At 46.1% G+C, this 26,999-nt stretch carries 18 protein-coding genes; 13 read left to right on the top strand and 5 right to left on the bottom strand.

The annotated features are described in order from the left end of the window. From KIT90_RS21425 to KIT90_RS21365, 13 genes are all read left to right on the top strand, one after another. The gene (locus KIT90_RS21425; RefSeq protein WP_009707537.1) at nt 1-1,086 is read left to right on the top strand and encodes an AI-2E family transporter; all 1,086 of its coding nucleotides are present in this window, start codon (nt 1-3) and stop codon (nt 1,084-1,086) included. 76 nt (nt 1,087-1,162) lie between these two features. Beyond that, nucleotides 1,163-2,188: a 16S rRNA (guanine(1207)-N(2))-methyltransferase RsmC gene (gene rsmC, locus KIT90_RS21420; protein WP_285378620.1), complete on the top strand. Its 1,026-nt coding sequence runs from the start codon at nt 1,163-1,165 to the stop codon at nt 2,186-2,188. Nucleotides 2,189-2,416: 228 nt separating this feature from the next. Next, the gene (locus KIT90_RS21415; RefSeq protein ID WP_039840258.1) at nt 2,417-5,803 is read left to right on the top strand and encodes a response regulator; all 3,387 of its coding nucleotides are present in this window, start codon (nt 2,417-2,419) and stop codon (nt 5,801-5,803) included. An 835-nt stretch (nt 5,804-6,638) separates the two neighbouring features. Further along, nucleotides 6,639-8,321, top strand: coding sequence for an ABC transporter substrate-binding protein (locus KIT90_RS21410; protein ID WP_020196582.1), 1,683 nt, complete (start codon nt 6,639-6,641; stop codon nt 8,319-8,321). 170 nt (nt 8,322-8,491) lie between these two features. Beyond that, a complete protein-coding gene (locus KIT90_RS21405; RefSeq protein ID WP_005425282.1) occupies nt 8,492-9,478 on the top strand; it encodes an ABC transporter permease in 987 nt (328 codons plus the stop codon). 2 nt (nt 9,479-9,480) lie between these two features. Then, nucleotides 9,481-10,506, top strand: coding sequence for an ABC transporter permease (locus KIT90_RS21400; protein WP_005439412.1), 1,026 nt, complete (start codon nt 9,481-9,483; stop codon nt 10,504-10,506). 2 nt (nt 10,507-10,508) lie between these two features. Continuing rightward, complete coding sequence (locus KIT90_RS21395) at nt 10,509-11,492, top strand: ABC transporter ATP-binding protein (protein ID WP_005439411.1); 984 nt, start codon at nt 10,509-10,511, stop codon at nt 11,490-11,492. Between the two features lie 48 nt (nt 11,493-11,540). After that, nucleotides 11,541-12,536, top strand: a complete 996-nt coding sequence (locus KIT90_RS21390; protein ID WP_005439409.1) for an ABC transporter ATP-binding protein — start codon at nt 11,541-11,543, stop codon at nt 12,534-12,536. A gap of 71 nt (nt 12,537-12,607) precedes the next feature. Next, nucleotides 12,608-14,347, top strand: a complete 1,740-nt coding sequence (locus KIT90_RS21385) for a glycoside hydrolase family 9 protein (RefSeq protein ID WP_285378615.1) — start codon at nt 12,608-12,610, stop codon at nt 14,345-14,347. A 2-nt stretch (nt 14,348-14,349) separates the two neighbouring features. Further along, complete coding sequence (locus KIT90_RS21380; protein ID WP_285378613.1) at nt 14,350-15,240, top strand: N-acetylglucosamine kinase; 891 nt, start codon at nt 14,350-14,352, stop codon at nt 15,238-15,240. A gap of 8 nt (nt 15,241-15,248) precedes the next feature. Continuing rightward, a complete protein-coding gene (locus KIT90_RS21375; RefSeq protein ID WP_285378611.1) occupies nt 15,249-17,168 on the top strand; it encodes a beta-N-acetylhexosaminidase in 1,920 nt (639 codons plus the stop codon). Nucleotides 17,169-17,254: 86 nt separating this feature from the next. Continuing rightward, nucleotides 17,255-19,663 (top strand): GH36-type glycosyl hydrolase domain-containing protein, encoded by a 2,409-nt coding sequence (locus KIT90_RS21370; protein ID WP_039984526.1) that lies wholly within the window; start codon nt 17,255-17,257, stop codon nt 19,661-19,663. A 123-nt stretch (nt 19,664-19,786) separates the two neighbouring features. Then, nucleotides 19,787-21,199: a phosphoglucomutase/phosphomannomutase family protein gene (locus KIT90_RS21365; protein ID WP_285378609.1), complete on the top strand. Its 1,413-nt coding sequence runs from the start codon at nt 19,787-19,789 to the stop codon at nt 21,197-21,199. Nucleotides 21,200-21,293: 94 nt separating this feature from the next. Here KIT90_RS21365 and KIT90_RS21360 read toward each other — a convergent pair whose 3' ends face one another. From KIT90_RS21360 to KIT90_RS21340, 5 genes are all read right to left on the bottom strand, one after another. Next, complete coding sequence (locus KIT90_RS21360; protein WP_045418542.1) at nt 21,294-22,325, bottom strand: ABC transporter ATP-binding protein; 1,032 nt, start codon at nt 22,323-22,325, stop codon at nt 21,294-21,296. Continuing rightward, a complete protein-coding gene (locus KIT90_RS21355) occupies nt 22,325-23,950 on the bottom strand; it encodes an iron ABC transporter permease (protein ID WP_045418546.1) in 1,626 nt (541 codons plus the stop codon). The genes KIT90_RS21360 and KIT90_RS21355 overlap by 1 nt, the downstream gene beginning before the upstream one ends. Before the next feature lie 99 nt (nt 23,951-24,049). After that, on the bottom strand, nt 24,050-25,063 hold the full coding sequence (locus KIT90_RS21350; RefSeq protein WP_005439400.1) for a Fe(3+) ABC transporter substrate-binding protein: 1,014 nt from the start codon (nt 25,061-25,063) through the stop codon (nt 24,050-24,052). A 151-nt stretch (nt 25,064-25,214) separates the two neighbouring features. Continuing rightward, complete coding sequence (locus tag KIT90_RS21345) at nt 25,215-26,444, bottom strand: ammonium transporter (RefSeq protein WP_005439399.1); 1,230 nt, start codon at nt 26,442-26,444, stop codon at nt 25,215-25,217. Between the two features lie 25 nt (nt 26,445-26,469). After that, a complete protein-coding gene (locus KIT90_RS21340) occupies nt 26,470-26,808 on the bottom strand; it encodes a P-II family nitrogen regulator (protein WP_005439398.1) in 339 nt (112 codons plus the stop codon). Between the last annotated feature and the right edge of the window lie 191 nt (nt 26,809-26,999).

Raw genomic sequence — 26,999 nt, 5'->3', positions numbered from 1 at the left:
ATGCCGAACAATGTAAAAATCACGTCGAGTCACCGAGTGTTAGTTGTTGCACTACTCGCCGCTGCTTTTGCCTGCTATTTATTGGTTGAACCCTACGTAAACTCAATCGTAATGGCCTTTATTATCTCACTACTTATGTTCCCAATACACGAGTGGTTTGAGAGCAAAATGCCTAACCATAAAAACTTGGTCTCACTACTCTCTTGTGTGGTTCTAACCTTTATTATTGTGATTCCATTGTTGTTTGTCTTTGCTGCCATCGTTCAGCAAGGTTCCGTCTTTTCTCAAAATACCTATAAATGGGTGACCAATGGTGGTATCCAAGATATCTTCCAACACCCATGGGTAGTCAAAGGTTTAGCGCTGGTTAATGAGTACTTACCTTTCGATAAAATAGAGCCTCAAGCTATCGCAGAGAAGATTGGTCAATTCGCCACATCATTTGGTTCAAACCTTGTTGCTATCAGTGCAAAAATCCTTGGTGATGCGACGAACTTCCTGATGGACTTCTTCCTGATGTTGTTTGTGTTGTTCTTCCTGTTGCGTGACCACGATAAGATCATCTCAGCAATGCGCCACATCTTGCCGCTTTCTCGTAGCCAGGAAGACAAGATTCTGACCGAGATTGAACAAGTATCGAAATCTGCAGTTATGGGGTCATTTTTGACCGCAATAGCTCAAGGTTTTGCGGGCGGTATTGGCATGTGGTTGGCTGGCTTCCCTGGCCTGTTCTGGGGCACCATGATGGGCTTCGCATCTTTCATTCCGGTCGTTGGTACCGCGTTAATTTGGATTCCGGCAGCCGCTTACTTATTCCTAACTGGTGATACGACTTGGGCCATTTTCCTAACGGTGTGGAGCGTGGTCGTGGTTGGCTCTATTGATAACCTGTTGCGTCCGCTGCTAATGCAAGGTAGCGCCGGCATGAACACCCTTATGATCTTCTTCTCATTACTGGGTGGTCTGCACCTGTTTGGTTTGATTGGCCTTATCTACGGTCCATTGATCTTTGCCGTGACCATGGTGCTGTTTAATATCTACGAAGAAGAGTTCAAAGACTTCCTAAACCAGCAAGACAACAGCTAGTCATCGCTTAAGCACTTCAAGCTTGGGGCAGATTGTGCGAAAATCTGCCCCTAATTATTTCTGATGAACCTAATTTATGTCTGCTTATATCGCACCTAGCCAAATTGCTCAGCGCCAACTTGAGTATTTCAACGGAAAACACGTTTTAGTCGCAGGAGAAGTTGAAGACTTGTTCCCGCTAGAGTTAGTGGAGCATTGCGAATCTGTAGAAGTGTTTACTTCCAACTACAGCTACTATCGCCAAATTCAAACCTCTGACAAAGTGAAAAGTCATTTTGGATCTGAGTTTGACGTTGAAACACAAGCAGACATGGTCCTTTTATACTGGCCAAAAGCTAAAGCTGAGGCGGAATATCTGCTAGCGATGTTGATGGCTAAGCTAGGCATCAATACAGAAATCGTTGTGGTTGGTGAAAACCGTTCAGGTGTTAAAAGCATCGAGAAGATGTTCAAAGACTATGGTCCCGTAAAGAAGTACGACACCGCTCGTCGCTGTTCATTTTACTGGGGAACTTGCCTTAACCAGCCAAAGCCTTTCAATCAAGCCGACTGGTTTAAATCTTACGAAATTACACTAGGTGAACAATCACTTACCGTTAAGAGTCTACCTGGCGTATTCAGCCATGGTGAGTTTGACCTGGGCAGTCGTCTTCTGCTGGAAACCTTACCGAAACTTTCAGGCAAGGTACTGGACTTTGGCTGTGGTGCTGGTGTGCTGGGTGCATTTATGGCTCAAGCAAACCCAGAGATTGCGATTGAGATGTGTGATATTAACGCTTATGCCATTACCTCTAGCCAAGCAACACTCGAAGCGAATGGGTTATCAGGTCGTGTTTTTGCCTCAGATATCTACACAGACACGGCTCAAGACTACCGTTTTATTGTCAGTAACCCTCCATTCCATAGTGGCTTAGACACCAACTACAACGCAGCAGAAACTCTGTTAGGTCAAGCACCAAAGTATATGACGGCCAACGGTGAGATGGTCATTGTGGCGAACAGTTTCTTGCAGTATCCGCCAATTATTGAGAAAGCATTCAATAATTGCGAGACGCTAAATAAGACCAACAAATTCTCTATCTACTACGCTAAAAAATCGTAACTCTTCCTTGCGCAGGTGAATTCCTGCGCAATCCATTGCTGAATTTTACACAACTCAAAGAAAAACTGCGTCGCTACCCACGCTTTACAATCAACTTTCTTGTCAAAGAAAAAAAACTCGTTAATTTTGTTAATTCTATCGAATTTAACTTCTTGCCCGTTTTTAACGAGAACCTTGGCAAGCGCCAACCAATCGGTCGCTGCCCTTTAACGAGTTGTAATCTTATCCATGTTTAAATTCTACAAAAAGCAGAAATTTAAGCGCCTGCAAAGCACGCTAATGACCGCATTTTTGGTTCTTAGTATTACGCCCCTGACGATCACTGCGATTTTCTTCCTGCAATCACACAGTAAAGATCTCCAAGAGCAGAGTACATCGCATCTACTCTCTGTTCGTGATACTAAGCAGCAGCAGATCATTGACTACTTCGCTGCGCAAGAAACGGAAGTGATGGGCTTCGTACGCTCAGAACTTGCCTATGCCAGTGGCGGACGCTTCTACGGCTTGGTCAACGCATTTAGCCGTTTAGGGCACGATATTGACGAAGCGAGAGAAAACGCACAACACCGCTACATCCAAGGCAGTGGCGATCAAATCAAAACGTCGATTTTGCCGGAGTCGTCCAACTATGTTGGTAGCGAACGCTACCGCCTACTCCACAAACGCTACCATTGGGCGTACCTAGAACTGCTAAAACGTTCTGATTTCAATGATATTTTGTTGGTCGACATTGACGGTAATGTCACGTACTCCATCAATAAAGATGACAACTACGGCACAAACCTACTAACCGGTCGCTATAAAGAGACGGCGTTGGGTCGTACCTTTAAACGTTTATCAGAAGACGTCAGTGCACGCCGAAAAGTCAATGAAGATTACACCCCAGTGGTCGTGTCTGACTTTGATATCGAAAACGGAAAGCAAGTCGCTTGGTTAGGTGCGCCTATTGTTCAACAAGGCTACCTCCACAGTTACGCTATGTTCCGTTTGCCAAATAACGGTATTACTAAGCTTATTGCGGAAATTAACCGCGATTCATCCATTGAAACCTTGCTCGTTGGTAGTGACCACAAACCTAGAACGATCAATACCAAACAAGAAGATATCCAAAATAGCTTAGAAATCGTGGATAAAGCGTTGGCCGGTGACACAGAAGTAGGTACTTACAGTAACCGCTTAGGTGAAGAGATGATTGCGGCGTTTGCGCCAATTGAAACTCGTGGCCTAACTTGGGCGCTAGTCGTGCAACTTCCTGAAAAAGAAGCCTTTGCACGTGTCCACCAGCTTGAAAAACTGTTTGTGATTGCGATGTTAATTGCGATCGTATTGGTAGTTATCGCCTCACATTACTTATCGAACTTCATCACTTCACCACTGCTTAAACTGACTTGGGCAGCAGAGAAAGTGTCTGCAGGCGATTTGGATGAAACGACCTTTAACACCGAACGAAAAGACGAGATTGGGCGTCTTGCGATCAGCTTCGAGCGCATGCAACGCTCTATTCGTGAAAAGATTCAAACCATCAAGCAGCAAAATGAAGAGTTAGAAAGCAACATCAAGCTGATCCAAAAGCAAAACGAAGAATTACAGCTGGCTGATAAGCTGAAAGATGAGTTCCTTGCGACAACCTCCCATGAACTTCGCACGCCATTACACGGTATGGTTGGTATTGCAGAAACCTTGGTATCTGGCGCAAATGGGGCTATTCCGGCTAGCCAGAAATATCAATTGGACATCATCATCAAGAGTGGTCAACGCCTAGCGAACCTCGTTGATGACTTATTGGATTACCACAAGATGCGCTATGGCAGCATGGATATCCAAAAGTCAGCAGTGAGTTTAGCCAGTGCCACACGCTTAGTATTAGAGCTTTCCGGTCACCTATTGGGTAACAAGACTATCCGCATCATTAACCAAGTGCCTGCGGATTTGAAAGCCGTCTCAGCGGATCCTCAGCGCTTAGAACAAGTGCTGTACAATTTGATCGGTAATGCCATCAAGTACACCTCTGAAGGTAAGATCGTCATTTCAGCAATGGTTGTTGACGATCAAGTGCGAGTGCAAGTCGTGGATACAGGTCAAGGCATCCCGGCTGAGCATCTAGAACATATCTTCGAACCTCTGATTCAAGCAGGTCAAGACGCGAGTCGCTACCGTCAAGGTGCGGGATTGGGTCTATCAATCAGCCGTCAACTTATTGAGTTGATGGGTGGGTCATTGTATGTGAGCAGTCAACCTATGGTAGGCACCACATTCAGCTTTACCCTGCCGCTGGCAAGTGAAGAAGAGATCCAAGCCACACAGAGCCTTGCCGCTCGTGGGCACTTCCAAATCCCTGAGGCAAATTTTGAGAACAACGATGACTTGTCTCTGCCAGAGAACCCAGACGGTCCATTGCTTTACGTTGCCGATGATGAACCAGTTAACCTGCGCGTTCTAGAAAGCTTCCTAAGGTTGGAAGGCTATCGCGTTCGTACGATTTCTGATGGTCCAGAAACGCTGGCGTTAATTGAACAAGAAAAGCCAGAACTGCTTTTATTGGACATCATGATGCCGGGGATGAGTGGTTATCAAGTGTGTAGCGAGCTTCGTGAAACTTACGATCATGCAGAGCTGCCAATCATCATGCTGACCGCATTAAGCCAAACAGAGGACCGAGTGAGAGGCTTTGAAGCGGGCGCGAATGATTACCTGACAAAACCATTCAACAAACAAGAGCTAGCGGCACGTATTCAGGCGCACCTAACGGCAAGTAAAGCGGAAATGCGACACATCGAAAACAAGTTATTGGAGTCGGAGCTGCGCCAACGTGCAGAAGTCGAAGCAAGCTTGTTGGAGACTCAAGGTCGATTGCTAGAGCAACTAGAGTCTGCACCAGAAGCCATTATTTGTCTTCGTGAAGACCAACGCATTCGCTTTGCTAATGAAGCGGCCTGTAAGCTATTTAAACGCAGCTTAGAACAGTTGAAGCGCTCTTCAGCAGACGAATTGATCGCACCTAAATTCTTGACGGTTAAGCAACCTCACTACTGTGGCAAGATTGATATCTACATTGAAGATATTCGCCAAAACATCGAAGCCGACATTCTAAAACTTCCTGAAGGCTCTGGTTTGGATGTGATGTACATCTTTAATGTCGGCGGCGGAGCTAACGCTGCTCGTATCCACAACCTAGAGACGGCAGTTGAAGTGCTTTCATGCTACGCATTCGATGGCGACAAAGACCAACTTCAGAAGCTAAAAGAGCTTGGCGGAGAGTTTACACGCTTGGCAGATAAAGCTTTGGGTAACAAGAAAGACAAGCAAGAGCTGTTGCGTGAGGTTCTTGTCGATACCATGACCCATGCATTGGAATACTGGGAGTCTGTTACCGGAGAAACCAAGTTTGCGTTTGCTGAGCAAAGTGGCTTGTGGCGTGTTTACCTAGACCGCAGTACCTTGCAGACTCGTACCCTCGACAAATACATGCGTATCGAGACACTACCTAAAACACCACGTTGGAGAACGGTATTAAGCTCGATTGAGTTTATCTTGGAGCACTGTAAAGAACAGAGCCCAGAACGTGCGTACATTGAAGCTCAGCGCGACAAAATGCAGAGACTTTTAACAAGCTAGCTGCACAACACAAATAACAGCCTCGCATTTAGCGGGGCTTTTTTATATGTACTACCAAACTCACGCTTACCGACTTAGATAGCAAGACGACCACTCAGGCTCTAATCTATATCTACTCAGTTACTCTCCATGTCCCACTTAGATCATCTTTTATCAGTTCATGTAGAGTTGGAAACAAGCTATCAAAAAAGCCATTCTAGACACCCTCTACGTACGAATTTGAGCGGCTACTTTCTGGATAATTACAGACGTAATTTATTACCCTAAAGTCCTCTAAAAACACTTCCTTTCCCGCATAAAAAAAGCATAATCAGCAGCCAAATTTTGCTGTTAAAAACCTCTGTTTTTTACTCAGCAAGGGAAATTAGGCCAACATTTGATGGAGATTGCGAAGTCAATCACAACAGAACGGCAGATTAAATTTCACCTAGTTAATTAACAAAAAAATCGCGTGTGAGCCAGATCGCCAAAGCATTACAAGCCCACAAAACCATTAATTTAAAAGAGATTAAGAGTAAGTAAACACTAACACACAAAGTTAAAGTGGATATAAACTGCGACGCATATCAACGTTTACTTTTTAGCCTTACCAGGCTTAAAAACGAACAAAATGACGTTTATGACGGAGTTGGTGCGGTTTTTAACGTTTTTAACGGGAATCGAGTTTGATTATTTTGTGGATAAGGTGTTTTCTTACTCCTGCCTAAGGCCTACAGGCCACTCTTAGAGCGAAACAAATTTAATGTGGAGCGAAGAGGTGGGCCTTGGAGAGTGTTTATCAATTGATGACATTCAATTCCATTAGTGAAATGAAAGCAAATAGTAAGGAACAGCTATGCTTGCCAATATTAAAAAAACAGCACTAGCAACAGCAATTATTGCAACGGCTACTACAGGTTTTGCATCAGTAGCTACAGCCGCTGAGCGCAGTGAACTGACTATCCACCCTAAAGAGTTTACAACTTTTGTTCGTAACTTTAACCCTTTCTTGGGTGCAACAAACCTGCACACAACTACTGACTTTATCTACGAGCCACTAGTTGTTTTCAACGAAATGCACGGTAACACACCGGTATTCCGTCTAGCAGAAAACTTCCAAATGTCTGACGACCTAATGAGCGTAACTTTCGATATCCGTAAAGGCGTAAAATGGTCTGACGGCGAAGCGTTTACCGCTGATGACGTTGTTTACTCTTTCAACCTAGTTAAAGAGAAGCCAGAGCTAGACCAATCTGGTATCAACTCTTGGGTAACTGGCGTAGAGAAAGTTAACGATTACCAAGTTAAGTTCCGTCTAAGCGAAGCAAACTCAAACGTTCCTTACGAAATTGCTAAAGTACCAGTTGTACCTAAGCACGTATGGAGCAAAGTGAAAGATCCATCAACATTCACTAACGAAAACCCAGTAGGTTCTGGCCCATTCACAGTGATCGACACTTTCACTCCTCAACTGTACATCCAGTGTGAAAACCCGAACTACTGGGATGCAGCGAACCTAGACGTTGATTGTCTACGTGTTCCTCAAATCGCGAACAATGACCAGTTCCTAGGTAAGATTGTTAACGGCGAAATGGACTGGACTTCTTCATTCGTTCCAGACATCGACCGCACTTACGCAGCAGCGAGCCCTAAACACCACTACTGGTACCCGCCAGCAGGTACTCAAGCGTTCGTAGTAAACTTCAAGAACCCAGATGCAGCGAAAAACGAAGCACTAACTAACGTTGACTTCCGTCGCGCATTCTCTATGGCTCTTGACCGTCAAACTATCATTGATATTGCATTCTACGGCGGCGGTACAGTGAACGACTTCGCATCTGGTCTTGGCTACGCATTCGAAGCTTGGTCTGACGAGAAGACTCACGACAAGTTCAAGGGTTACAACTCTTACAACGCTGAAGGCGCTAAGAAACTTCTAGCGAAAGCGGGCTTTAAAGACGTAAACAAAGACGGTTTCGTTGACACGCCATCTGGTAAGTCTTTCGAGCTACTAATCCAATCTCCAAACGGTTGGACTGACTTCAACAACACTGTACAGCTTGCTGTTGAGCAACTTGCAGAAGTAGGCATCAAAGCACGTGCTCGTACACCAGACTTCTCTGTGTACAACCAAGCAATGCTTGAAGGTACTTACGACGTTGCGTACACCAACTACTTCCACGGTGCAGACCCATACACTTACTGGAACAGTGCTTACAACTCAGCACTACAATCTGGTGACGGTATGCCTCGCTTCGCGATGCACTTCTACAAGAACGACAAGCTAGATGGTCTTCTAAACAGCTTCTACAAGACAGCTGACAAGCAAGAGCAGCTAGAAATCGCTCACGGTATTCAGCAAATCATCGCTCAAGACCAAGTGACTATCCCTGTGATGTCTGGTGCTTACATGTACCAATACAACACAACTCGCTTCACTGGTTGGTGGAACGAAGAAAATCCTAAGGGCCGTCCAAACATTTGGGCTGGTATCCCAGAGCGTCTACTTCACGTACTGGACCTAAAACCAGTTAAATAAGTAGAAGTTCATTTCTAGCGGCACACATCCCGTGTGCCGCCTATAAAAATCCCCTTGTTACTAAACCAACATATGGCGCTCGTCGTCAGGGGATTTTTCGCTCTAAATTTCGCTAGGAGCGACCTGAAACCAGAAACAGGGAAAAAATCTGGGTGAGTAAGGTGTGAGTTATGGGTTATTTTTTAAGACGTTTGTCGTTCTATCTTGTCGCGCTCTTGGTTGCAGCGACGTTAAACTTCATTATTCCGCGAGCAATGCCTGGTGACCCAGTTACCATGATGTTTGCTAACGCATCAGTACAGGTAACGCCAGAGCGAATCGCAGCAATGAAAGAACTGCTGGGTTTCGTAGATGGTCCAATCTACATTCAGTACCTGTCGTACATCAAAAACATTCTAAGCTGGGAGCTAGGTACTTCTATCCAGTTCTACCCGCTTTCAGTTAACTCTCTACTAGGTGGCGCATTCGGTTGGTCATTGTTCCTAGCAGGTACTGCAGTTGTACTATCGTTCTCGATTGCTTCTGTACTAGGTATCTTCGCAGCTTGGAAACGTGGTAGCCGATACGATGCATTCGTAACACCGGGCACACTGATCATTCAAGCGATTCCACAAATGGTTATCGCGATGCTAGCGCTGTTCATCTTTGCCATCGGTCTTAAGTGGTTCCCATCAGGCTACGCCTACACCCCGGGTACTGTGCCAGATTGGACAAGCTGGGAGTTCCTAAAAGACGTGGGTTACCACGCTATTCTTCCATTGTTCTGTGCGACGATTGTTCAGATTGGTGGCTTCCTAGTAAACATGCGTAACAACATGATCAACCTTCTTGCTGAAGATTACATCACAATGGCAAAAGGTAAGGGTCTGAGCGAAAACCGAGTTGTATTCAACTACGCAGCTCGTAACGCACTACTACCAAGTGTAACCGCACTTTCAATGTCTCTAGGTATGGCAATCGGTGGTCAGCTAATCATCGAGATGATCTTCAACTACCCAGGTCTAGGTACGGTTCTTCTAAACGCAATTCATGCACGTGACTACCAAGTACTTCAAGGTCAGCTAATCATCATGACGATGTTCATGCTGTGCTTCAACCTAATGGCTGACATGCTGTACATGATTCTAGACCCTCGCCTACGTAAGGGAGGCAAATAATCATGAAAGAACTATTTAAACTGATTTTAGGTAACGCGTTCGCGCGTGTTGGTTTGGCGATTATCTCGTTATTCATCTTTGTCGCCGTTGCCGCTCCGTTGATCACTCAGCACGCGCCAGATAAGCGCACTGGTAACCCACATGAATACCCTGGATTTGTTGTAAAACAAGCACAAAACAACCCTGATGGCTGGGTTGCTAAAAACCTAGCAGATGACCGTCGTACGCTGCTTATGTCGAAAAAAGCGGACCACGTACTAGGCACATCTCGTATGGGTCGTGACATCTGGTCCCAAGTTGCTTATGGCGCTCGAGTATCTCTGGGTGTGGGTTTTGGTGCGGGTGTTATCGTGTGTTTCCTAGCAACGGTTATTGGTATCTCAGCAGGTTACTTCGGCGGCCGTGTCGATGACGTACTGAGTGCCGCAATGAACATCATGCTGGTTATTCCACAGTTACCACTCCTGTTCGTACTCGCTGCGTTTATCGGGGAGGCAGGGCCGCTCACCATTGCCTTGATTATCGCCGGTACTTCCTGGGCTTGGGGTGCACGTGTTGTGCGAGCTCAAACCATGGCACTACGAGAAAAAGAATTCGTTAAAGCTGCAGAAGTACTGGGTGAGTCACCAATTCGCATCATCTTCGTTGAGATTTTGCCAAACCTAATCCCAATCGTTGGTGCAAGCTTCATCGGTTCGGTAATGCTAGCAATCAACACGGAAGCGGTAATTTCGTTCCTAGGCCTAGGCGATGCAAACACCATCAGTTGGGGCATCATGCTGTACAACGTACAGACTTCATCAGCGATGCTTATCGGCGCATGGTGGGAAGTTCTAGCACCTTGTATTGCACTAACTCTATTGGTTACTGGCCTTGCTCTACTGAACTTCGCAGTCGATGAAATTGCTAACCCGCAGCTTCGTTCTCACAAAGGTATGAAGCGCTGGAAGAAAATGGCAGCACAAGACAAGAAAGAGCGTGAGCCAGAATTGGCACCACAAAATGCACTATGGAGCGGAGATAAATAATCATGACTGCACCACTAATTTCTATCCGTAACCTATGCGTGGACTACATTACAGATGCGGGCGATGTCCGCGCCTGTAACAACGTCAGCTTCGACATTGCGCCAGGCGAAGTATTTGGCCTAGCAGGTGAATCTGGCTGTGGTAAATCAACTGTTGCATTCTCGCTAATGCGCCTTCATAAGCCGCCAGCGTTTATCACTGGTGGTGAGGTTATCTTCAATGGCGAAGATATCCTTCAATACAGCGATGAGCGTATGCAGTCGTTCCGCTGGAGCGAAATGTCGATGGTATTCCAAAGTGCGATGAACGCTTTGAATCCAGTACTAACGATGGAAGAGCAGTTCTGTGACGTAATCATGCGTCACACCAACATGACTCGCGCTCAAGCGAAAGTTCGTGCAGAAGGTCTATTGGAAATCGTTGATATCCACCCTAGCCGACTAAGCGATTACCCACACCAATTCTCTGGCGGTATGCGTCAGCGCCTGGTTATTGCTATTGCTTTGGCTCTGAACCCGAAAATGATCATCATGGATGAACCTACAACGGCACTAGACGTGGTAGTTCAACGTGAGATTCTGCAAAAAATCTATGCACTTAAAGAAGAGTTTGGCTTCTCGATTCTGTTCATCACCCATGACTTGTCATTGATGGTCGAGTTCTCTGACCGCATCGGCATCATGTACTCAGGTGAACTGATTGAAGTCGCCCCTTCTAAACAAATTCTGGAAAGTCCTTACCACCCTTACACAAAAGGTTTGGGTAGCTCTTTCCCTCCACTAACTGGTCCTAAGACCAAATTGACTGGTATTCCAGGCAACCCTTTGAACCTATTAGAAGTTCCTCAAGGTTGTCGATTCCAAGCTCGTTGTGACCGTGTCCATGAAGCTTGTACGCGAGTACCAACTCAGCTGCGTCAAATTGAACCTGGTCGTCTCTCAAACTGCCACTTGTATGGCGACACGATTGCTCAAGCTAAGGTTTAACAACAAAAAATAACGCTAGCTAAGAAGAAAATTACACTGGAGAGAATTATGAGCAAACAATTCGGCGAATTGCTGGTTGAAGGTAAAAATGTCGTTAAGGACTTCCCTTTAAACAGTAACTCAATCAAACAATCTAAGATGCGTGCAATCAACGACGTATCTTTCAAAATGTACAAAAGCCGCGGTTTATCAGTGGTAGGTGAGTCTGGCTCAGGTAAATCTACTACCGCAAAAATGATTGCGAAAATGTACGCCCCAACCGATGGCATCATCGAGTACAAAGGTCGTGATATTCAAGACATCACTTCTCGTCACGATTTGATGACTTACCGTGAAGGCGTGCAAATGGTATGGCAAGACCCGTTTGGCTCGCTAAACCCAACACACAACATCTTCCACCATATTGCTCGTCCTCTTCTCATCCACAAGAAGGTATCACCGGGCAACAAAAAAGAGTTGGAAGAGCGCGTGTACGACCTACTAGAACAAGTTGGTCTTATTCCACCAAAAGAAACGGCGCAAAAGTTCCCACACCAACTTTCTGGTGGTCAACGTCAGCGCGTGAACTTGGCTCGTAACATTGCAGTTGGTGCAGAAGTGGTACTGGCTGACGAACCAACATCAATGCTTGACGTATCGATCCGTGCTGGTGTTCTTAACCTGATGGAAGAGATGAAGTTTGAGAAACAAATGTCTCTTCTTTACATCACTCACGACATCGCGACAGCGCGTTATATCGCTGAAGATCTTGCGGTTATGTACGTGGGCCACATGGTTGAGTGGGGTGACACAGAGGAAATCATTCACGATCCTCAACACCCATACACGCAACTACTGGTTTCAGCCGTGCCAGATCCATCAAAGTCAATTCACGAGAAGTTGAAAGGCAACAAAGGTGAGATCCCACTTTGGACGCCTGAATCAGTCGGTTGTCCATTTGCAGGACGCTGTGTTCATGCCACAGAAAAATGTCGCGAGCGACTGCCTGGTGTGACGCAACTGTCTGATAACCACTTTGTTCGTTGTTACTTATTCGAAGATTAATCATAACGAGGGTCAGGTATCAATCTGACCCCTTTTTCCCTTTATATTTTATTGTTTCCCGGAGAGATTGAATGCTGCTACTGACTAACCACATTGGTTACGAGCGTCTGGGCCCTAAGAAAGCGATCATCCAGACGAGCCGACCACGCCTGTCTTCTTATACGGCTTTGTTGGTTTGTGCCGATAGCCATCAAACCGTTGCAACCTTGACGGTAGAAAAGCAAGGCAAAGTAGCGAACTGGCATCAAGGTCATTTCTACCTTATCGACTTTTCTTCATTTAATACTCCAGGTCACTATTACCTTCGTTTCGACCATTTACGTTCATCTCACTTTGAGATCGGCGAACATATTCTTTTCGATCGCACGCTTTCAGATGTGATCCATTATTTTAAATCTCAGCGCTGCGGAGGCATTTTCGATCAGCAAGATCGTCAGGCTCCACTGCTAAATTCCGACGAAACCGCAGATGTTCATGGCGGTTGGTATGACGCTTCAGGCGATGTCAGCAAATATCTGAGCCATTTGTCGTACGCAAACTACCTAAACCCACAGCAGACCCCTATGGTGGTGTGGAACATGTTAAAAGGTTTGTCTCTACTTGAAGGCAACGACAAACTGGCTAAATTCACTGCTACTCGCCTTATTGAAGAAGCCCTGTTCGGTGCAGACTTCCTTGTTCGTATGCAAAACGAAAAAGGCTTCTTCTACATGACCGTGTTCGACAAGTGGAGTAAAGACACAGCTCAACGTGAAATCTGCGCCTACGAAACCCAACTTGGTCATAAGTTTGATGACTACCAAGCCGGTTACCGACAAGGAGCTGGCGTTAGCATTGCGGCATTAGCTTCAGCAGCACGTCTAGAGGTTCATGGTGAATTCGACCAACAAAAATACCGTAATGCAGCGGAAAACTGCTACTGGCACTTAAAAGAGCACAACACCCAATACCTAAACGATGGTGAAGAGAACATCATCGATGAATACTGCGCATTACTTGCAGCGGTTGAGCTATTTAAGACCACCAGAGAAACCCGCTACCTAGAAGAAAGCCGCGTGTGGGCAAACCGCCTTTCTGCTCGTCAAATGAATGATGAGCACATTCAACATTTCTGGGCAGCCAATCAAGATGGCAGCCGCCCTTACTTCCATGCGGCAGAAGCAGGACTTCCTGTTATCGCGCTGTGCGAATACTTGGCGATTGAAGACGACTCTGAGCACGCTTCAGTAGCAAAACAAATCATCACTCAAGCTTGTGAGTTTGAAGTCTCTATCACCAATAAAGTAAAGAACCCATTTGGTTACCCACGCCAATATGTAAAAGGCGTGGACGAAGCAAAACGTGATGCGTTCTTTGTGGCACACAACAATGAATCGGGTTACTGGTGGCAAGGTGAGAATGCTCGCTTAGGTTCACTCGCAACCATGGCGTATTTGGTGCAACCATTTATCGAGTCAGAAATTCTAAAGCAGCAACTTTCTAAACTCGCACAAGATTCTATCAACTGGATTGTGGGTCTGAACCCGTACGACATGTGCATGTTGGACGGTCATGGTCGTAACAATCCGGACTACCTTCCTCAATATGGTTTCTTCAATGCAAAAGGTGGCGTGTGTAACGGCATCACCGGCGGTTTCGAAGACGAGGAAGACATTGCATTTAATCCACCAGCACAGAAAGACGACATGCTTCAAAACTGGCGCTGGGGAGAACAATGGATCCCGCATGGTGCGTGGTACCTACTCGCAGTAATGAGTCAGGCTCAGCACATCTCGACTTTAGCGAACTCTCAAGCCTTCAAGGAGCAATAAACATGGGGATGTATTTTGTAGGTATTGATGGCGGTGGCACTTCCTGTCGCGCCCGTATCAAAGACGCGCAAGGCAACTTCGTTGGAGAAGCTAAAAGCGGCAGCGCTAACATTATGTTAGGTGCAGAAGTCGCGATGGCGTCGATTCTTGAATCCATCGCTTCAGCAGCACAACAAGGCGGTCTCTCTCAACAAGAGTTTGCTTCTATGCACGTTGGCTTAGCACTTGCGGGCGCTGAACATAAAACCTCTTGGCAAGCATTCATGGCTTTAGGGCACCCATTTGCCAGTATGACACTCAATACCGATGCTTACGGAGCATGTATTGGTGCGCATAACGGTGAAGATGGCGCAATCATGATTGCAGGAACCGGTTCATGCGGCATTTTCCTTAAAGGTCTCGAGCAACATGTCGTTGGTGGTCGCGAGTTCCCAATCTCCGATCAAGGTGGCGGCGCAGTCATGGGGTTGCGCCTGATCCAACAGGTATTGCTAGCAGAAGATGGCATCCGTGAAAAAACACCTCTAGCCGCGCACGTTATGAATCATTTTGAAAATGACATCGACAACGTAGTGGCGTGGTCTAAACAAGCTTTGCCTCGCGATTACGGTCAATTTTCTCCTGCTATTTTCCAACATGCGGAACAAGGCGATGCTCTGGCGATTGAAATGCTTAAGCAAACCGCAGCCGATATAGAAATGTTCTTAGTCGCGCTGAATAAGCGTGGGGCTACTCGTATCTGCCTAATGGGCAGTATCGCAGAGCGAATTCTGAACTGGTTGTCTCCTCCAGTTCAACAGTGGGTGGTTGAACCTCAATTTGATGCGATTGAAGGAGCCATTATGTTTGCTGGCAAGCCAGAGCATAACCTTTACGCCGTGAGTGTTGAGTAGGAGTGAGCATGGAATATCGTGTTGATCTAGTGGTCCTTTCTGAGCAAAAACAAAACTGCCGCTTTGGACTCACCTTTCACAATTTGAGCGACCAAGACCTAAAAAGCTGGAGCTTAACTTTCGCTTTCGATCGTTACATTCTTCCAGACAGCGTTTCAAATGGTCAACTGACTCAAATTGGTAGCTTTTGCACACTAAAACCGGAAGGTATGGTACTGGCTGCCAACCATCACTATTACTGTGAATTCAGCATTGGTTCAAACCCATTCCGTTATTACTCGGATGGCTTTAATGAAGCGATGATCGACTTTGTCGTTGATGGACACCCACAGCGCGCACAAGTGGATGTGACTCCTATCGTTTTAGCGTCACCTTACCGTGAACGCAGTGAGATTCCTGCAAGCTTAACCCATGCACAGCCGTTGCTGCCAAAGCCTAATCATATTGAGGTCAGTGACCACTCGTTCACGTTTGACGAGCAAGCTGGCGTGGCAATTTATACTGACTTAGCCAACTCAGCAAAAACGTGGTTACAGGAAGAACTCCAGCGTATTCATCAGTTTGAGCTTTCTTCATCCAACAGCGGAAAAATCCTGTTCAAAAGTAACCCTACGCTAGATGAAGGCGCTTACAAGTTAAAAGTATCAGAAGAGTCGATCAAGATTGAGGCAGGGTCTTCGTCTGGCTTTACCCATGCTTGTGCGACCTTATTGCAACTACTAAAACGAGACGAGAACACCAACACCATGGAAGTGGTGTGCTGCTCGATCAAAGACAGCCCTCGTTTTCGATACCGCGGCATGATGCTGGACTGCGCTCGCCATTTCCACTCGGTAGAGCAAGTAAAACGCCTGATCAACTTATTGGCACACTACAAGTTCAACACGTTCCATTGGCACCTCACTGACGATGAAGGCTGGCGTGTCGAGATCAAATCTCTGCCTGAGCTTACGGATATTGGAGCATGGCGCGGAATTGATGAAACCATCGAGCCGCAATACACCCATTTGTCTCAACGCTACGGCGGCTTCTACACGCAAGAAGAAATCAAAGAAGTTATCGAATTTGCAGCACAACGTGGCATCACCATCATTCCTGAAATTGATGTACCTGGTCATTGTCGTGCCGCGATTAAGGCTCTGCCACACCTATTGGTTGAAGAAGAGGATACGACGGAATATCGCAGCATTCAGCACTACAACGACAACGTCATCAACCCTGCTCTGCCGGGTAGTTACGAGTTTATCGACAAAGTGCTTGAGGAAGTCGCGGCTCTATTCCCTGCTCCTTATGTTCACATTGGTGCAGACGAAGTGCCTAATGGCGTCTGGTCGAAAAGCCCTGCTTGCCTAGCGTTTATGGAGAAGTTGGGGTACACCGATTACAAGGAGCTACAAGGCCATTTTCTTCGCCATGCAGAAGACAAACTACGCAAACTGGGCAAACGCATGCTGGGTTGGGAAGAAGCTCAACACGGCAATAAGGTCAGTAAAGATACGGTGATCTACTCATGGCTAAGCGAAGAAGCGGCATTGAACTGTGCTCGCCAAGGCTTTGATGTGGTGCTGCAACCGGCACAAACCACTTACCTAGATATGACCCAAGACTACGCACCTGAAGAACCGGGCGTGGACTGGGCAAACCCACTGCCACTAGAAAAAGCTTACAACTACGAGCCGTTAGCAGAAGTCCCTGCTGACGACCCAATCAGAAAACGCATTTGGGGTATTCAAACCGCTCTATGGTGCGAAATCATCAACAACCCATCGCGCATGGACTACATGATTTTCCCTCGCCTGACAGCCATGGCAGAAGCATGTTGGACTGAAAAACAACACCGCGATTGGACCGACTATTTATCACGTTTGAAAGGTCACCTTCCTCTGCTCGACTTGCAGGGAGTGAATTACCGTAAACCGTGGAAGTAATACCAAGCTAGATGCCAACGCATCACGCTTAAAGAGTTTTTAAATTTTTGGCTGCAGGCGCAGCTTAGTAAAAAGGAAATACACAAATGAAATACGGCTATTTCGATAACGAGAATCGCGAATACGTCATCACTCGCCCTGACGTACCAGCACCATGGACAAACTACTTAGGTACTGAGAAGTTCTGTACGGTTATCTCGCACAACGCGGGTGGCTACTCGTTCTACAACTCTCCAGAATACAACCGTGTTACTAAATTCCGTCCAAACGCGACATTCGATCGCCCAGGACACTACGTTTACCTACGTGATGATGAAACAGGTGATTACTGGTCAATCTCTTGGCAACCAGTTGCGAAGAGCCTAGACGAAGCAAACTACGAAGTTCGTCACGGCTTGTCTTACTCTAAGTTCAAATGTGAATACAGCGGTATTACCGCAACGAAAACTCTGTTCGTGCCAAAAGGCGAAGACGCCGAAATCTGGGATGTAGTGATTAAAAACACCTCAGACAAACCACGTACAATCAGCGCATTCTCATTTGTTGAGTTCTCATTCAGCCACATTCAATCTGATAACCAAAACCATCAGATGTCTCTGTACTCAGCAGGTACGGCTTACAACGAAGGTGTGATTGAGTACGACCTGTACTACAACACCAACGATTTCGAAGGTTTCTACTACCTAGCTTCAACATTTGACCCAGATTCATACGACGGGCAACGTGACAGCTTCCTAGGTCTATATCGTGACGAAGCAAACCCGCTAGCGGTAGAACAAGGTAAGTGTTTCAACACAGCGCAAACGTGTTACAACCACTGTGGCTCTCTGCACAAGCAATTTACCATCCAACCAGGTGAGGAAGTTCGCTTTGCTTACATTCTAGGTATCGGTAAAGGCAATGGTGAGCGTCTACGTGCTAAGTACCAAGACCTTGCAGAAGTCGACAATGCATTTGCGGGTATCAAAGCACACTGGGATGAGCGTTGTGGCAAGTTCCAAGTGAAATCACCAAACGAAGGTCTAGACACCATGATCAACGCTTGGACGTTATACCAAGCAGAAACTTGTGTGGTGTGGTCTCGTTTTGCTTCGTTCATCGAGGTGGGTGGTCGTACTGGTCTTGGTTACCGCGATACAGCGCAAGATGCGATCTCAGTTCCTCACGCTAACCCTGCAATGACGCGTAAACGTATCGTTGACCTACTGCGCGGTCAAGTGAAGGCGGGTTACGGTCTACACCTATTCGATCCAGATTGGTTCGATCCAGAAAAAGCAGACGTTAAACCATCGAAATCACCAACAGTTGTTCCTACTCCATCTGATGAAGACAAGATTCACGGCATCGAAGACACATGTTCTGATGATCACCTATGGCTAGTTCCAACCATCTGTAAGTACGTGATGGAAACGGGTGAGCACAGCTTCTTTGACGAAGTGATCCCTTACGCTGACGGTGGCGATGCAACCGTTTATGACCACATGAAAGCAGCACTAGACTTCTCTGCGGAGTACGTAGGTCAAACCGGTATCTGTAAAGGCCTGCGTGCAGACTGGAACGACTGTCTGAACCTAGGTGGTGGCGAATCTTCAATGGTGTCGTTCCTACATTTCTGGGCACTGCAGGAGTTCATCGACCTAGCGAAATACCTAGGTAAAGAAGCTGACGTTGAGAAATACACGGTGATGGCAGCAAACGTTCGTGAAGCGTGTGAAACACACCTTTGGGATGACGAAGGCGGTTGGTACATCCGTGGTCTAACGAAAAATGGCGACAAGATCGGTACTGCGCAACAAGCGGAAGGCCGAGTACACCTAGAGTCAAACACGCTTGCGGTACTTTCCGGTGCGGTATCTCAAGAGCGCGGTGAGAAAGCGATGGACGCAGTCGACGAGAACCTGTTCTCTGAATACGGCCTTCACCTAAACTCACCATCTTTTGCAACACCGAATGATGATATCGGCTTCGTAACTCGCGTTTACCAAGGCGTAAAAGAGAACGGTGCAATCTTCTCGCACCCAAACCCATGGGCTTGGGTAGCTGAAGCGAAACTGGGTCGTGGTGATCGTGCAATGAAGTTCTACGATGCACTTAACCCATACAACCAGAACGACATCATCGAAAAACGTATTGCAGAACCTTACTCATACGTTCAGTTCATTATGGGTCGTGACCATCAAGACCACGGTCGTGCAAACCACCCATGGTTAACAGGTACATCTGGCTGGGCTTACTTCGCAGTTACCAACTTTATCCTTGGTGTGCGTACAGGCTTTGATGGTCTGACTATCGATCCATGTATCCCAACGAACTGGCCAGGTTTCGAAGTGACTCGACAATGGCTAGGTGCAACGTACAACATCAAAGTCGTTAACCCAGACTCAGTAAGCAAAGGCGTTAAGTCAATTACTGTGAACGGTGAAGCAGTAAATGGTGCCTCTGTACCAGTTCAAGCGGAAGGTTCAGTAAACGAAGTTATCGTTACTCTAGGTTAATCATCTTTTAGGGGAGAGCTTCTCCCCTTTTGATTTATCCGATGCACTGAGTTTGTAAGTGCATCGGTTCGCTAGCAAAGATTTAAGAGGCGGTGGGATGCCGCTCTTATCGAGGATCGAATCATGATCAAATTTGGTACAGGCGGTTGGCGTGCATTTATCGGTGAGGAGTTCACTAAAGATAATGTACGTTTGGTCGCTCAAGCAGTTGCAAACATCACGAATAACGAATCGGTTGCTGACCGCGGCTTTGTGATTGGCTATGACCGTCGTTTTCTTTCCGATAAAGCCGGTCGTTGGTTCGCTGAAGTTCTAGCAGCAAACGGCATTGTGGTGAGCTTTATCGACAAATTTGTCCCAACGCCTATCGTAATGTTTAAAGCGAAGGAAATGGGCTGCGCGTACTCTGCATGTATTACCGCATCGCACAACCCTGCCGATTACAATGGCATTAAAGTCTTCATTGAAGGCGGTCGTGACGCAGATGAAATCATCACTGAAAAGATCGAATCGCAAATCGCTACACTAACTGCGCAAGATGTTAAAAGCGTCGACTTTGAACAAGCAGTTGAAGATAAGCTGATTGAAATCATCAACCCGATGAACGAATTCGTTGACTCAATCATAGACTTTATCGACATCGAAGCGATCAAGAAGGCGAATCTACGTGTGTTGATCGATCCAATGTTTGGTGTTGCGAAAAACGCACTACAGACCGTATTGATCAACGGTCGCTGTGAAGTCGACGTGATCAACGATGGTAAAAACCCAGACTTCGGCGGCTTGATGCCATCACCAAGTGCAGCAACGCTTTACCGCTTGATGCACCTTGTAGAACAAAAAGGTTACGACATTGGTATTGGTACCGATGGCGACGCTGACCGCCTTGGTATTATCGACGAAAAAGGTAACTTCATTCATCCAAATGAAGTACTACTGCTGCTGTACTACTACCTACTTGAATACAAAGGCTGGACAGGCTCAGTGGTACGTAACATCGCAACCACGCACCTGTTAGATAAAGTCGCAGAAGATCATGGCGAGAAATGCTTTGAGGTTCCTGTTGGCTTTAAGCACATCAGTTCTCAAATGGAAGCTGACGATTCACTGATTGGCGGTGAAAGTTCTGGCGGTCTGACTATTCGTGGTCATATCAAAGGCAAAGACGGCGTATTCGCATCAAGCCTATTGGTAGAAATGATTTCAGTAACCGGCAAGAAGCTGTCTGAGTTGCTGGATGAAATCTACGGCAAGTACGGTTATGCCTACATGGCAGAAGGCGATTGCAAGTTCAAACCGGCGCAAAAAGACGTACTGTTCAACAAGATTTATGTTGAAAAGCAGTTGCCTGAGTTTGAGTTTGAAATCGAAAAAGTCAGCTATGAAGATGGTGCAAAAGTGTACTTCAAGAACGGCGGTTGGATCATCGCTCGCTTCTCTGGCACAGAGCCACTACTACGAATTTTTGCAGAGATGCAAGATAAGGACACTGCGGAACGTGTTCTTCAACAGTTTAAGGACTTCTTGTCTTTATAACTGAACCTTGTGCCCGCTTCGAGCACATAACCTATAGGTGAAGAACACTTGCCCGGCATCACCGCCGGGCCTTTTTCTATCTGGCCTTTATTAACTAGGCGAAAGCTAATACGCCTTGAGTTTCAACTTCTACTGCAACGCTATCACCCACATTCAATGCTTGAGTTGAGGTTGCTAACAGTCGGTCACCATTGACATCAATCACGTAACGACAATGATCGCCCATAAAGTGTTGCTCAAGCACTTTTACTGCACTCTCATCATCAACCTTAATTTGTACATGCTGAGGGCGAAGCAGCAATGCACACTCACTATCGCGTTGAATTTCCTGCTGAGCATTCGCTTCTACTACACCAAGGTGGGTTTCGTATTCATTGTCGGAAATTCGCTTCGCTGCAAGGTAGCTGCCACCACCTAAGAAGTCTGCGACAAACTTGCTCGAAGGTTGGTAGTAAAGCTCCGAGGCTGTACCGTACTGCTCAATCACACCATGGTTCATCACGGCCATCTTATCTGCAAAAGCAAACGCTTCTTCACGACTGTGAGTAACGAAAATTGCGGTAACACCTTGCTCTTTAAAGATCTTACGAATTTCACGGATCAGTTCATGACGCACTTGGGTGTCAATGTTGGAAAACGGTTCATCCAACAACAGAAGGTCTGGTTTGTAAGCCAGTGAACGAGCAATCGCCACACGCTGCTGCTGACCGCCAGAAAGCTGGTGAGGATAACGGTCACCGTAACCTTTAAGATGAACCAAGCTGAGCATCTCTTCGACTTTAATCAGCTTTTGCTGCGCCGATTCGTTCTTTAAGCCAAAAGCAATGTTCTCAGCGACTGTTAGATGTGGGAACAAAGCGTAATCTTGGAAAATCATACCAATATTACGCTGCTCTGGTGGCAACCAGTTTTTGCCGTCATCAATAGTAAGGCAGTTCAAGCTCATTTGACCGGAACTCAGAGGAAGCAGCCCAGCAATGGCTTTCAAAAGTGTCGTCTTACCACAGCCACTCGCACCGAGTAGACAGACAATCTGTCCTTGTTCAACTTCCAGAGAAAGAGATTCAAGAACAGTCTGATCGTCATACTGACAAGTTAGGTTTTTAATCGATAATGCGCAGCTCATCAGTGACTTTGCTCCAGTGAACGGTTAACAACAACAAGCGGGATCAACCCAACGAGAACCAGTAATACTGCCGGAAGTGCGGCAAGCTCTAAATGCTCATCCGAAGCGAAGTTGTACACATACGTCGCCAAGGTTTCAAAGTTAAATGGTCGCAATAGTAGTGCAGCATTGAGCTCTTTCATCGACTCAATAAACACCAAAAGACCAGCAATCAGCGCGCCACGCTTAACTAAAGGGAAATGCACTCGCCACAGCATGGTATTTGGCGTGCACCCCATAGTTCGGGAAGCCATATCCAACGATGGTGAGATCTTGTTTAGGTTACTTTCCACACTACCAATTGCAACAGCGGAGAAACGCACCACCATCGCGAAAATCAGCGCAAACATAGAGCCTGAGAAAATAAGTCCAGGTCTGCCCCACTCCATCGCTTTAGCAATATCGTTAACCCGGTGATCCATAAACAACACAGCAACCATTACACCGATAGCCAATACTGTACCAGGGACAGCGTAGCCCATCGAAGACAGGCGCATAAACGCTAAGCTCGAACGGCCACCGTTTACGCGTTGACTGAAGTTAACGGTCAAAGCAATCGCAACACCGATGATTGCAGCCACGACTGACACTACCAAACTGTTCCATGCGTATTCACGGAACTCAGGCGTCCAACTTTGTGCAAAGTAAGTGATGGCGTAATCAATTAACTGTAGCAATGGGAAGATAAACGCGATTGCCACCAAGCCCCAACACCAAATTAATGCGCCCCACTTTCGCCAGCCTCGTAGCTCATAACGGAAATCTTCATGACTATTAAACTGGCTTTGGAACAGCTTCTGCTTGCGGCGACTGTAGCGCTCTGCACTCAGTAACAACACCACGATCATCAACATCATGGCTGAGATTTTCGCGGCTGCATTGAGGTTCGAATACCCAAGCCAAGTATCGTAAACCGCAGTCGTAAGCGTGTTCACAGCAAAATAGCTGACGGTTCCGAAGTCACCGATGGTTTCCATCGCGACCAGAGACAAACCAACAGCGATAGAGGGTCTTACAAGCGGTAAAGAGATACGCCAAAAGCTTTCCCAAGGAGAACATTTTAGTAAGCGAGCACTCTGCAGTAGAGAAACGTTCTGCTCCATAAATGCAGCACGACAAAGCAAGTAAACGTATGGGTAAAGAACAAGAGAAAGAACGAAAGTCGCACCACCTAAGGTTCGAATATCAGGGAACCAATATTCACCCGGCCCCCATCCCGTTATATCACGTAAGAAGATTTGAATTGGCCCAGCAAAATCAAACCAATCCGTAAAAATGTAACCAATGATATAACCCGGCATCGCAAGTGGTAGAACTAAGGCCCACTGTAACCATTTCTCGGTTGGCAGCTTACACATCGCCATAAACCAAGCACTTGGAATACCCAGAATCAAAGAGAGAAGCATCACACCCGCAGTCAATGCAACGGTGTTGTATATATAGGTAGGCATGACTGTCGACATCAAATGTGTAAACAAGTCATCCGTTTCGCCAATGGCGGTGTAGAAGATCGCTAAGATCGGCAAAACCAGTAACAGGGTGATAGCCCCACTACTGGTTTTCCATAGAGAATGTTTATTCTTCATTGCCTAAATACTGCAAGGCTTTATGAAATACAAATGCGGCTGCAAATACATCTCATATCCTTTAATAAAATGGGGGTACAGTTATACCCCCACATGGAATTAAAGGTCAAATTTCACTTCATCTAGTAGCTTGATTGCTGCTTCATGGTGAGAAGCGATGTCATCTAGAGAAATCGAATCCGCTTTGAAGTCACCCCAAGATTCCACAAGCTCAGAACGCTTAACACCTTCCTTCACTGGGTACTCGTAGTTTACTTCTGCGTACATTTGCTGCGCTTTGTCACCCGTTAGGAATTCCATAAGCTTCACAGCGTTGTCTTTGTTTGGAGAGAACTTCGCCATCGCCATACCAGAGATGTTTACGTGCGTACCTGTTGTCTCTTGGTTAGGGAAGTTGATGTATACCGCATCAGCCCAAGCTTTTTGCTCTTTGTCGTTAACCATCTTACCTAGGTAGTAGCTGTTACCTAGAGAAACGTCACATAGACCTTCTTTGATTGCTTTAACTTGAGCACGATCGTTACCTTGAGGCTTACGAGCTAGGTTCGCTTTTACGCCTTCTAGCCACTCTTTAGTCTCAGCTTCACCGTGGTGAGCGATCATAGAAGATACTAGAGATACGTTGTAAGGGTGCTTACCGCTACGAGTACAGATTTTGCCTTTGAACTCAGGCTTTGCTAGGTCCGCGTAGTTGAAGTCGTTACCTAGTTTGCCAACACGGTCACGTGAAGAGTAAACGTTACGAGTACGTAGAGTCAGAGCAAACCACTCGTTTTCTTTGTCTTGGTACTGTGCTGGTACGTTTTCTTCGATGATTTTGCTGTCTACTTTTTGAACCAGACCTTTGTTTGTCAGTTCAGCTAGACGGCTGATATCTGTAGTAAGGATTACGTCAGCTGGGCTGTATTCGCCTTCTTGAGCCAACTTCTCTGCTAGACCTTTTTTCGCAAACTTAACGTTTACTTTAATGCCAGTTTCTTTAGTGAACTCGTTGAACATAGGTTCAACTAGGAAAGGTTGACGGTAAGAGTACACGTTCACTTCTTCAGCAGCCATTGCCGTTGGAGCCAGAGTAGCGCAAGTAATCGCTGAAAGAGTTAGCAGTTTTTTCATTGTTTAATCCTTTACCATGCTAATGATAACGTTTATCAGTTGCGTTATTATATGCATGTTCAATAAGAAAACAATTAATCAATAAAAAAACCTGCTCATTGGAGCAGGTTTTTTAATGTTAAGTTTGTAACTATTTATTACATTGTGAGTGTTATTTCACAGTCACGAATTCTGGGTAAGCACCAACACCACAGTCATGCATATCCATACCTTCTAGCTCTTCGTCTTCCGATACACGGATACCGATTGTCGCTTTCAGGATTGCCCATACCACTAGGCTTGCACCAAATACCCAAGCAAAGATAACTGCCGCACCTAGAAGCTGTGCACCAAACGTTGCATCACCGTTGCTCAGTGGCACAACCATTAGGCCGAAGAAACCACACACACCGTGAACTGAGATAGCACCTACTGGATCATCAATCTTAATCTTATCCAAACCAATGATGCTGAATACTACTAGCGCACCTGATACCGCACCAATCGCCACTGCATAAAGCGGTGATGGAGATAGAGGGTCAGCCGTGATAGCAACAAGACCAGCTAACGCACCGTTAAGAATCATAGTCAGGTCTGCTTTACCCCAAGTTGTCTTACATACAAATAGTGCGGCAATTGCACCTGCTGCAGCTGCAGCGTTTGTGTTTAGGAAAATTTGACCAACTGCAGTCGCGTTCTCAAAATCCGAAACCATAAGTTGAGAGCCGCCGTTGAAACCGAACCAACCGAACCAAAGGATGAACGTACCCAATGTAGCGAGAGGCATGTTTGAACCAGGGATTGGGTAGATTTCGCCGTTTTTACCGTATTTACCTTTACGTGCACCCAGTAATAGTACGCCTGCTAATGCTGCTGAAGCACCGGCCATGTGTACGATACCTGAGCCCGCAAAGTCACTAAAACCTGCTTCTGATAGGAAGCCACCACCCCAAGTCCAGTAACCTTCCATTGGGTAGATAAATGCCGTCAGTACCGCTGAGAAGATTAGGAAAGACCAAAGCTTCATACGCTCTGCAACCGCGCCAGAAACCACTGACATTGCTGTTGCTACAAATACTACTTGGAAGAAGAAGTCCGACTCTAGAGAGTGGTCTGCACCTTCACCTTGTGTGCCAATTAATGCACCAAATGATGGTAACCAACCGCCTTCACCGTTATCGACATACATAATGTTGTAGCCAACCAATAGGAACATGGTACAAGCGATCGCGTAAAGACAGATGTTTTTAGTTAGAATTTCTGTTGTGTTTTTAGAGCGAACTAAGCCCGCTTCTAGCATGGCAAAACCTGCTGCCATCCACATTACCAACGCACCGGAAATGAGGAAGAAAAAGGTGTCGAGTGCGTAACGTAATTCAGTTACTGTTGTTGTTAATTCCATGATAATTCTCCAATCCCTTGAATTCTTAAAGTGCTTCTGCGTCCATTTCACCAGTACGGATACGCACCGCTTGGTTCAGGTCGTAAACAAAAATTTTGCCGTCACCAATCTTTCCGGTCTGCGCCGCTTTTGTGATGGCTTCTACCACACGTTCCACATTGTCTGCGTGGGTTGCGATTTCTAGTTTTACTTTTGGTAGAAAGTCGACTTGATACTCAGCGCCACGGTATAGCTCCGTGTGGCCTTTCTGACGACCAAAACCCTTAACCTCTGATACTGTCATCCCTTCAATACCAACATCAGCCAATGCTTCGCGAACATCGTCTAACTTAAAAGGTTTTATAATGGCATTAATGATTTTCATTGAATCTTCTCCGCAGCTTTCATCCTGAAACAGTTTTATTAATCCAAGCGGCGTGCCAACTTTTTATCTCATTGATTTATATAGAATTAGTAAAATTAACAAACTTATAAACAAAAAGGGCGCACCATATCGGTGCGCCCTTTTCACAAATATAAGGCAATTCGAGTCTGGCTACCCAAAACTGTGCATTA

The organism is Vibrio sp. B172a, from assembly GCF_030248355.1.
GTDB lineage: Bacteria > Pseudomonadota > Gammaproteobacteria > Enterobacterales > Vibrionaceae > Vibrio > Vibrio owensii.
The sequence above is the reverse complement of the archived record's forward strand: the minus strand, read 5'-3'. Positions and strand labels throughout refer to the sequence as shown.

Bases quoted from the DNA above. Each gene is read 5' to 3' on its own strand.
- KIT90_RS21425 (WP_009707537.1), top strand. From the start codon at position 1: ATGCCGAACAATGTAAAAATCACGTCGAGTCACCGAGTGTTAGTTGTT.
- rsmC (WP_285378620.1), top strand. From the start codon at position 1,163: ATGTCTGCTTATATCGCACCTAGCCAAATTGCTCAGCGCCAACTTGAG.
- KIT90_RS21415 (WP_039840258.1), top strand. From the start codon at position 2,417: ATGTTTAAATTCTACAAAAAGCAGAAATTTAAGCGCCTGCAAAGCACG.
- KIT90_RS21410 (WP_020196582.1), top strand. From the start codon at position 6,639: ATGCTTGCCAATATTAAAAAAACAGCACTAGCAACAGCAATTATTGCA.
- KIT90_RS21405 (WP_005425282.1), top strand. From the start codon at position 8,492: ATGGGTTATTTTTTAAGACGTTTGTCGTTCTATCTTGTCGCGCTCTTG.
- KIT90_RS21400 (WP_005439412.1), top strand. From the start codon at position 9,481: ATGAAAGAACTATTTAAACTGATTTTAGGTAACGCGTTCGCGCGTGTT.
- KIT90_RS21395 (WP_005439411.1), top strand. From the start codon at position 10,509: ATGACTGCACCACTAATTTCTATCCGTAACCTATGCGTGGACTACATT.
- KIT90_RS21390 (WP_005439409.1), top strand. From the start codon at position 11,541: ATGAGCAAACAATTCGGCGAATTGCTGGTTGAAGGTAAAAATGTCGTT.
- KIT90_RS21385 (WP_285378615.1), top strand. From the start codon at position 12,608: ATGCTGCTACTGACTAACCACATTGGTTACGAGCGTCTGGGCCCTAAG.
- KIT90_RS21380 (WP_285378613.1), top strand. From the start codon at position 14,350: ATGGGGATGTATTTTGTAGGTATTGATGGCGGTGGCACTTCCTGTCGC.
- KIT90_RS21375 (WP_285378611.1), top strand. From the start codon at position 15,249: ATGGAATATCGTGTTGATCTAGTGGTCCTTTCTGAGCAAAAACAAAAC.
- KIT90_RS21370 (WP_039984526.1), top strand. From the start codon at position 17,255: ATGAAATACGGCTATTTCGATAACGAGAATCGCGAATACGTCATCACT.
- KIT90_RS21365 (WP_285378609.1), top strand. From the start codon at position 19,787: ATGATCAAATTTGGTACAGGCGGTTGGCGTGCATTTATCGGTGAGGAG.
- KIT90_RS21360 (WP_045418542.1), bottom strand. From the start codon at position 22,325: ATGAGCTGCGCATTATCGATTAAAAACCTAACTTGTCAGTATGACGAT.
- KIT90_RS21355 (WP_045418546.1), bottom strand. From the start codon at position 23,950: ATGAAGAATAAACATTCTCTATGGAAAACCAGTAGTGGGGCTATCACC.
- KIT90_RS21350 (WP_005439400.1), bottom strand. From the start codon at position 25,063: ATGAAAAAACTGCTAACTCTTTCAGCGATTACTTGCGCTACTCTGGCT.
- KIT90_RS21345 (WP_005439399.1), bottom strand. From the start codon at position 26,444: ATGGAATTAACAACAACAGTAACTGAATTACGTTACGCACTCGACACC.
- KIT90_RS21340 (WP_005439398.1), bottom strand. From the start codon at position 26,808: ATGAAAATCATTAATGCCATTATAAAACCTTTTAAGTTAGACGATGTT.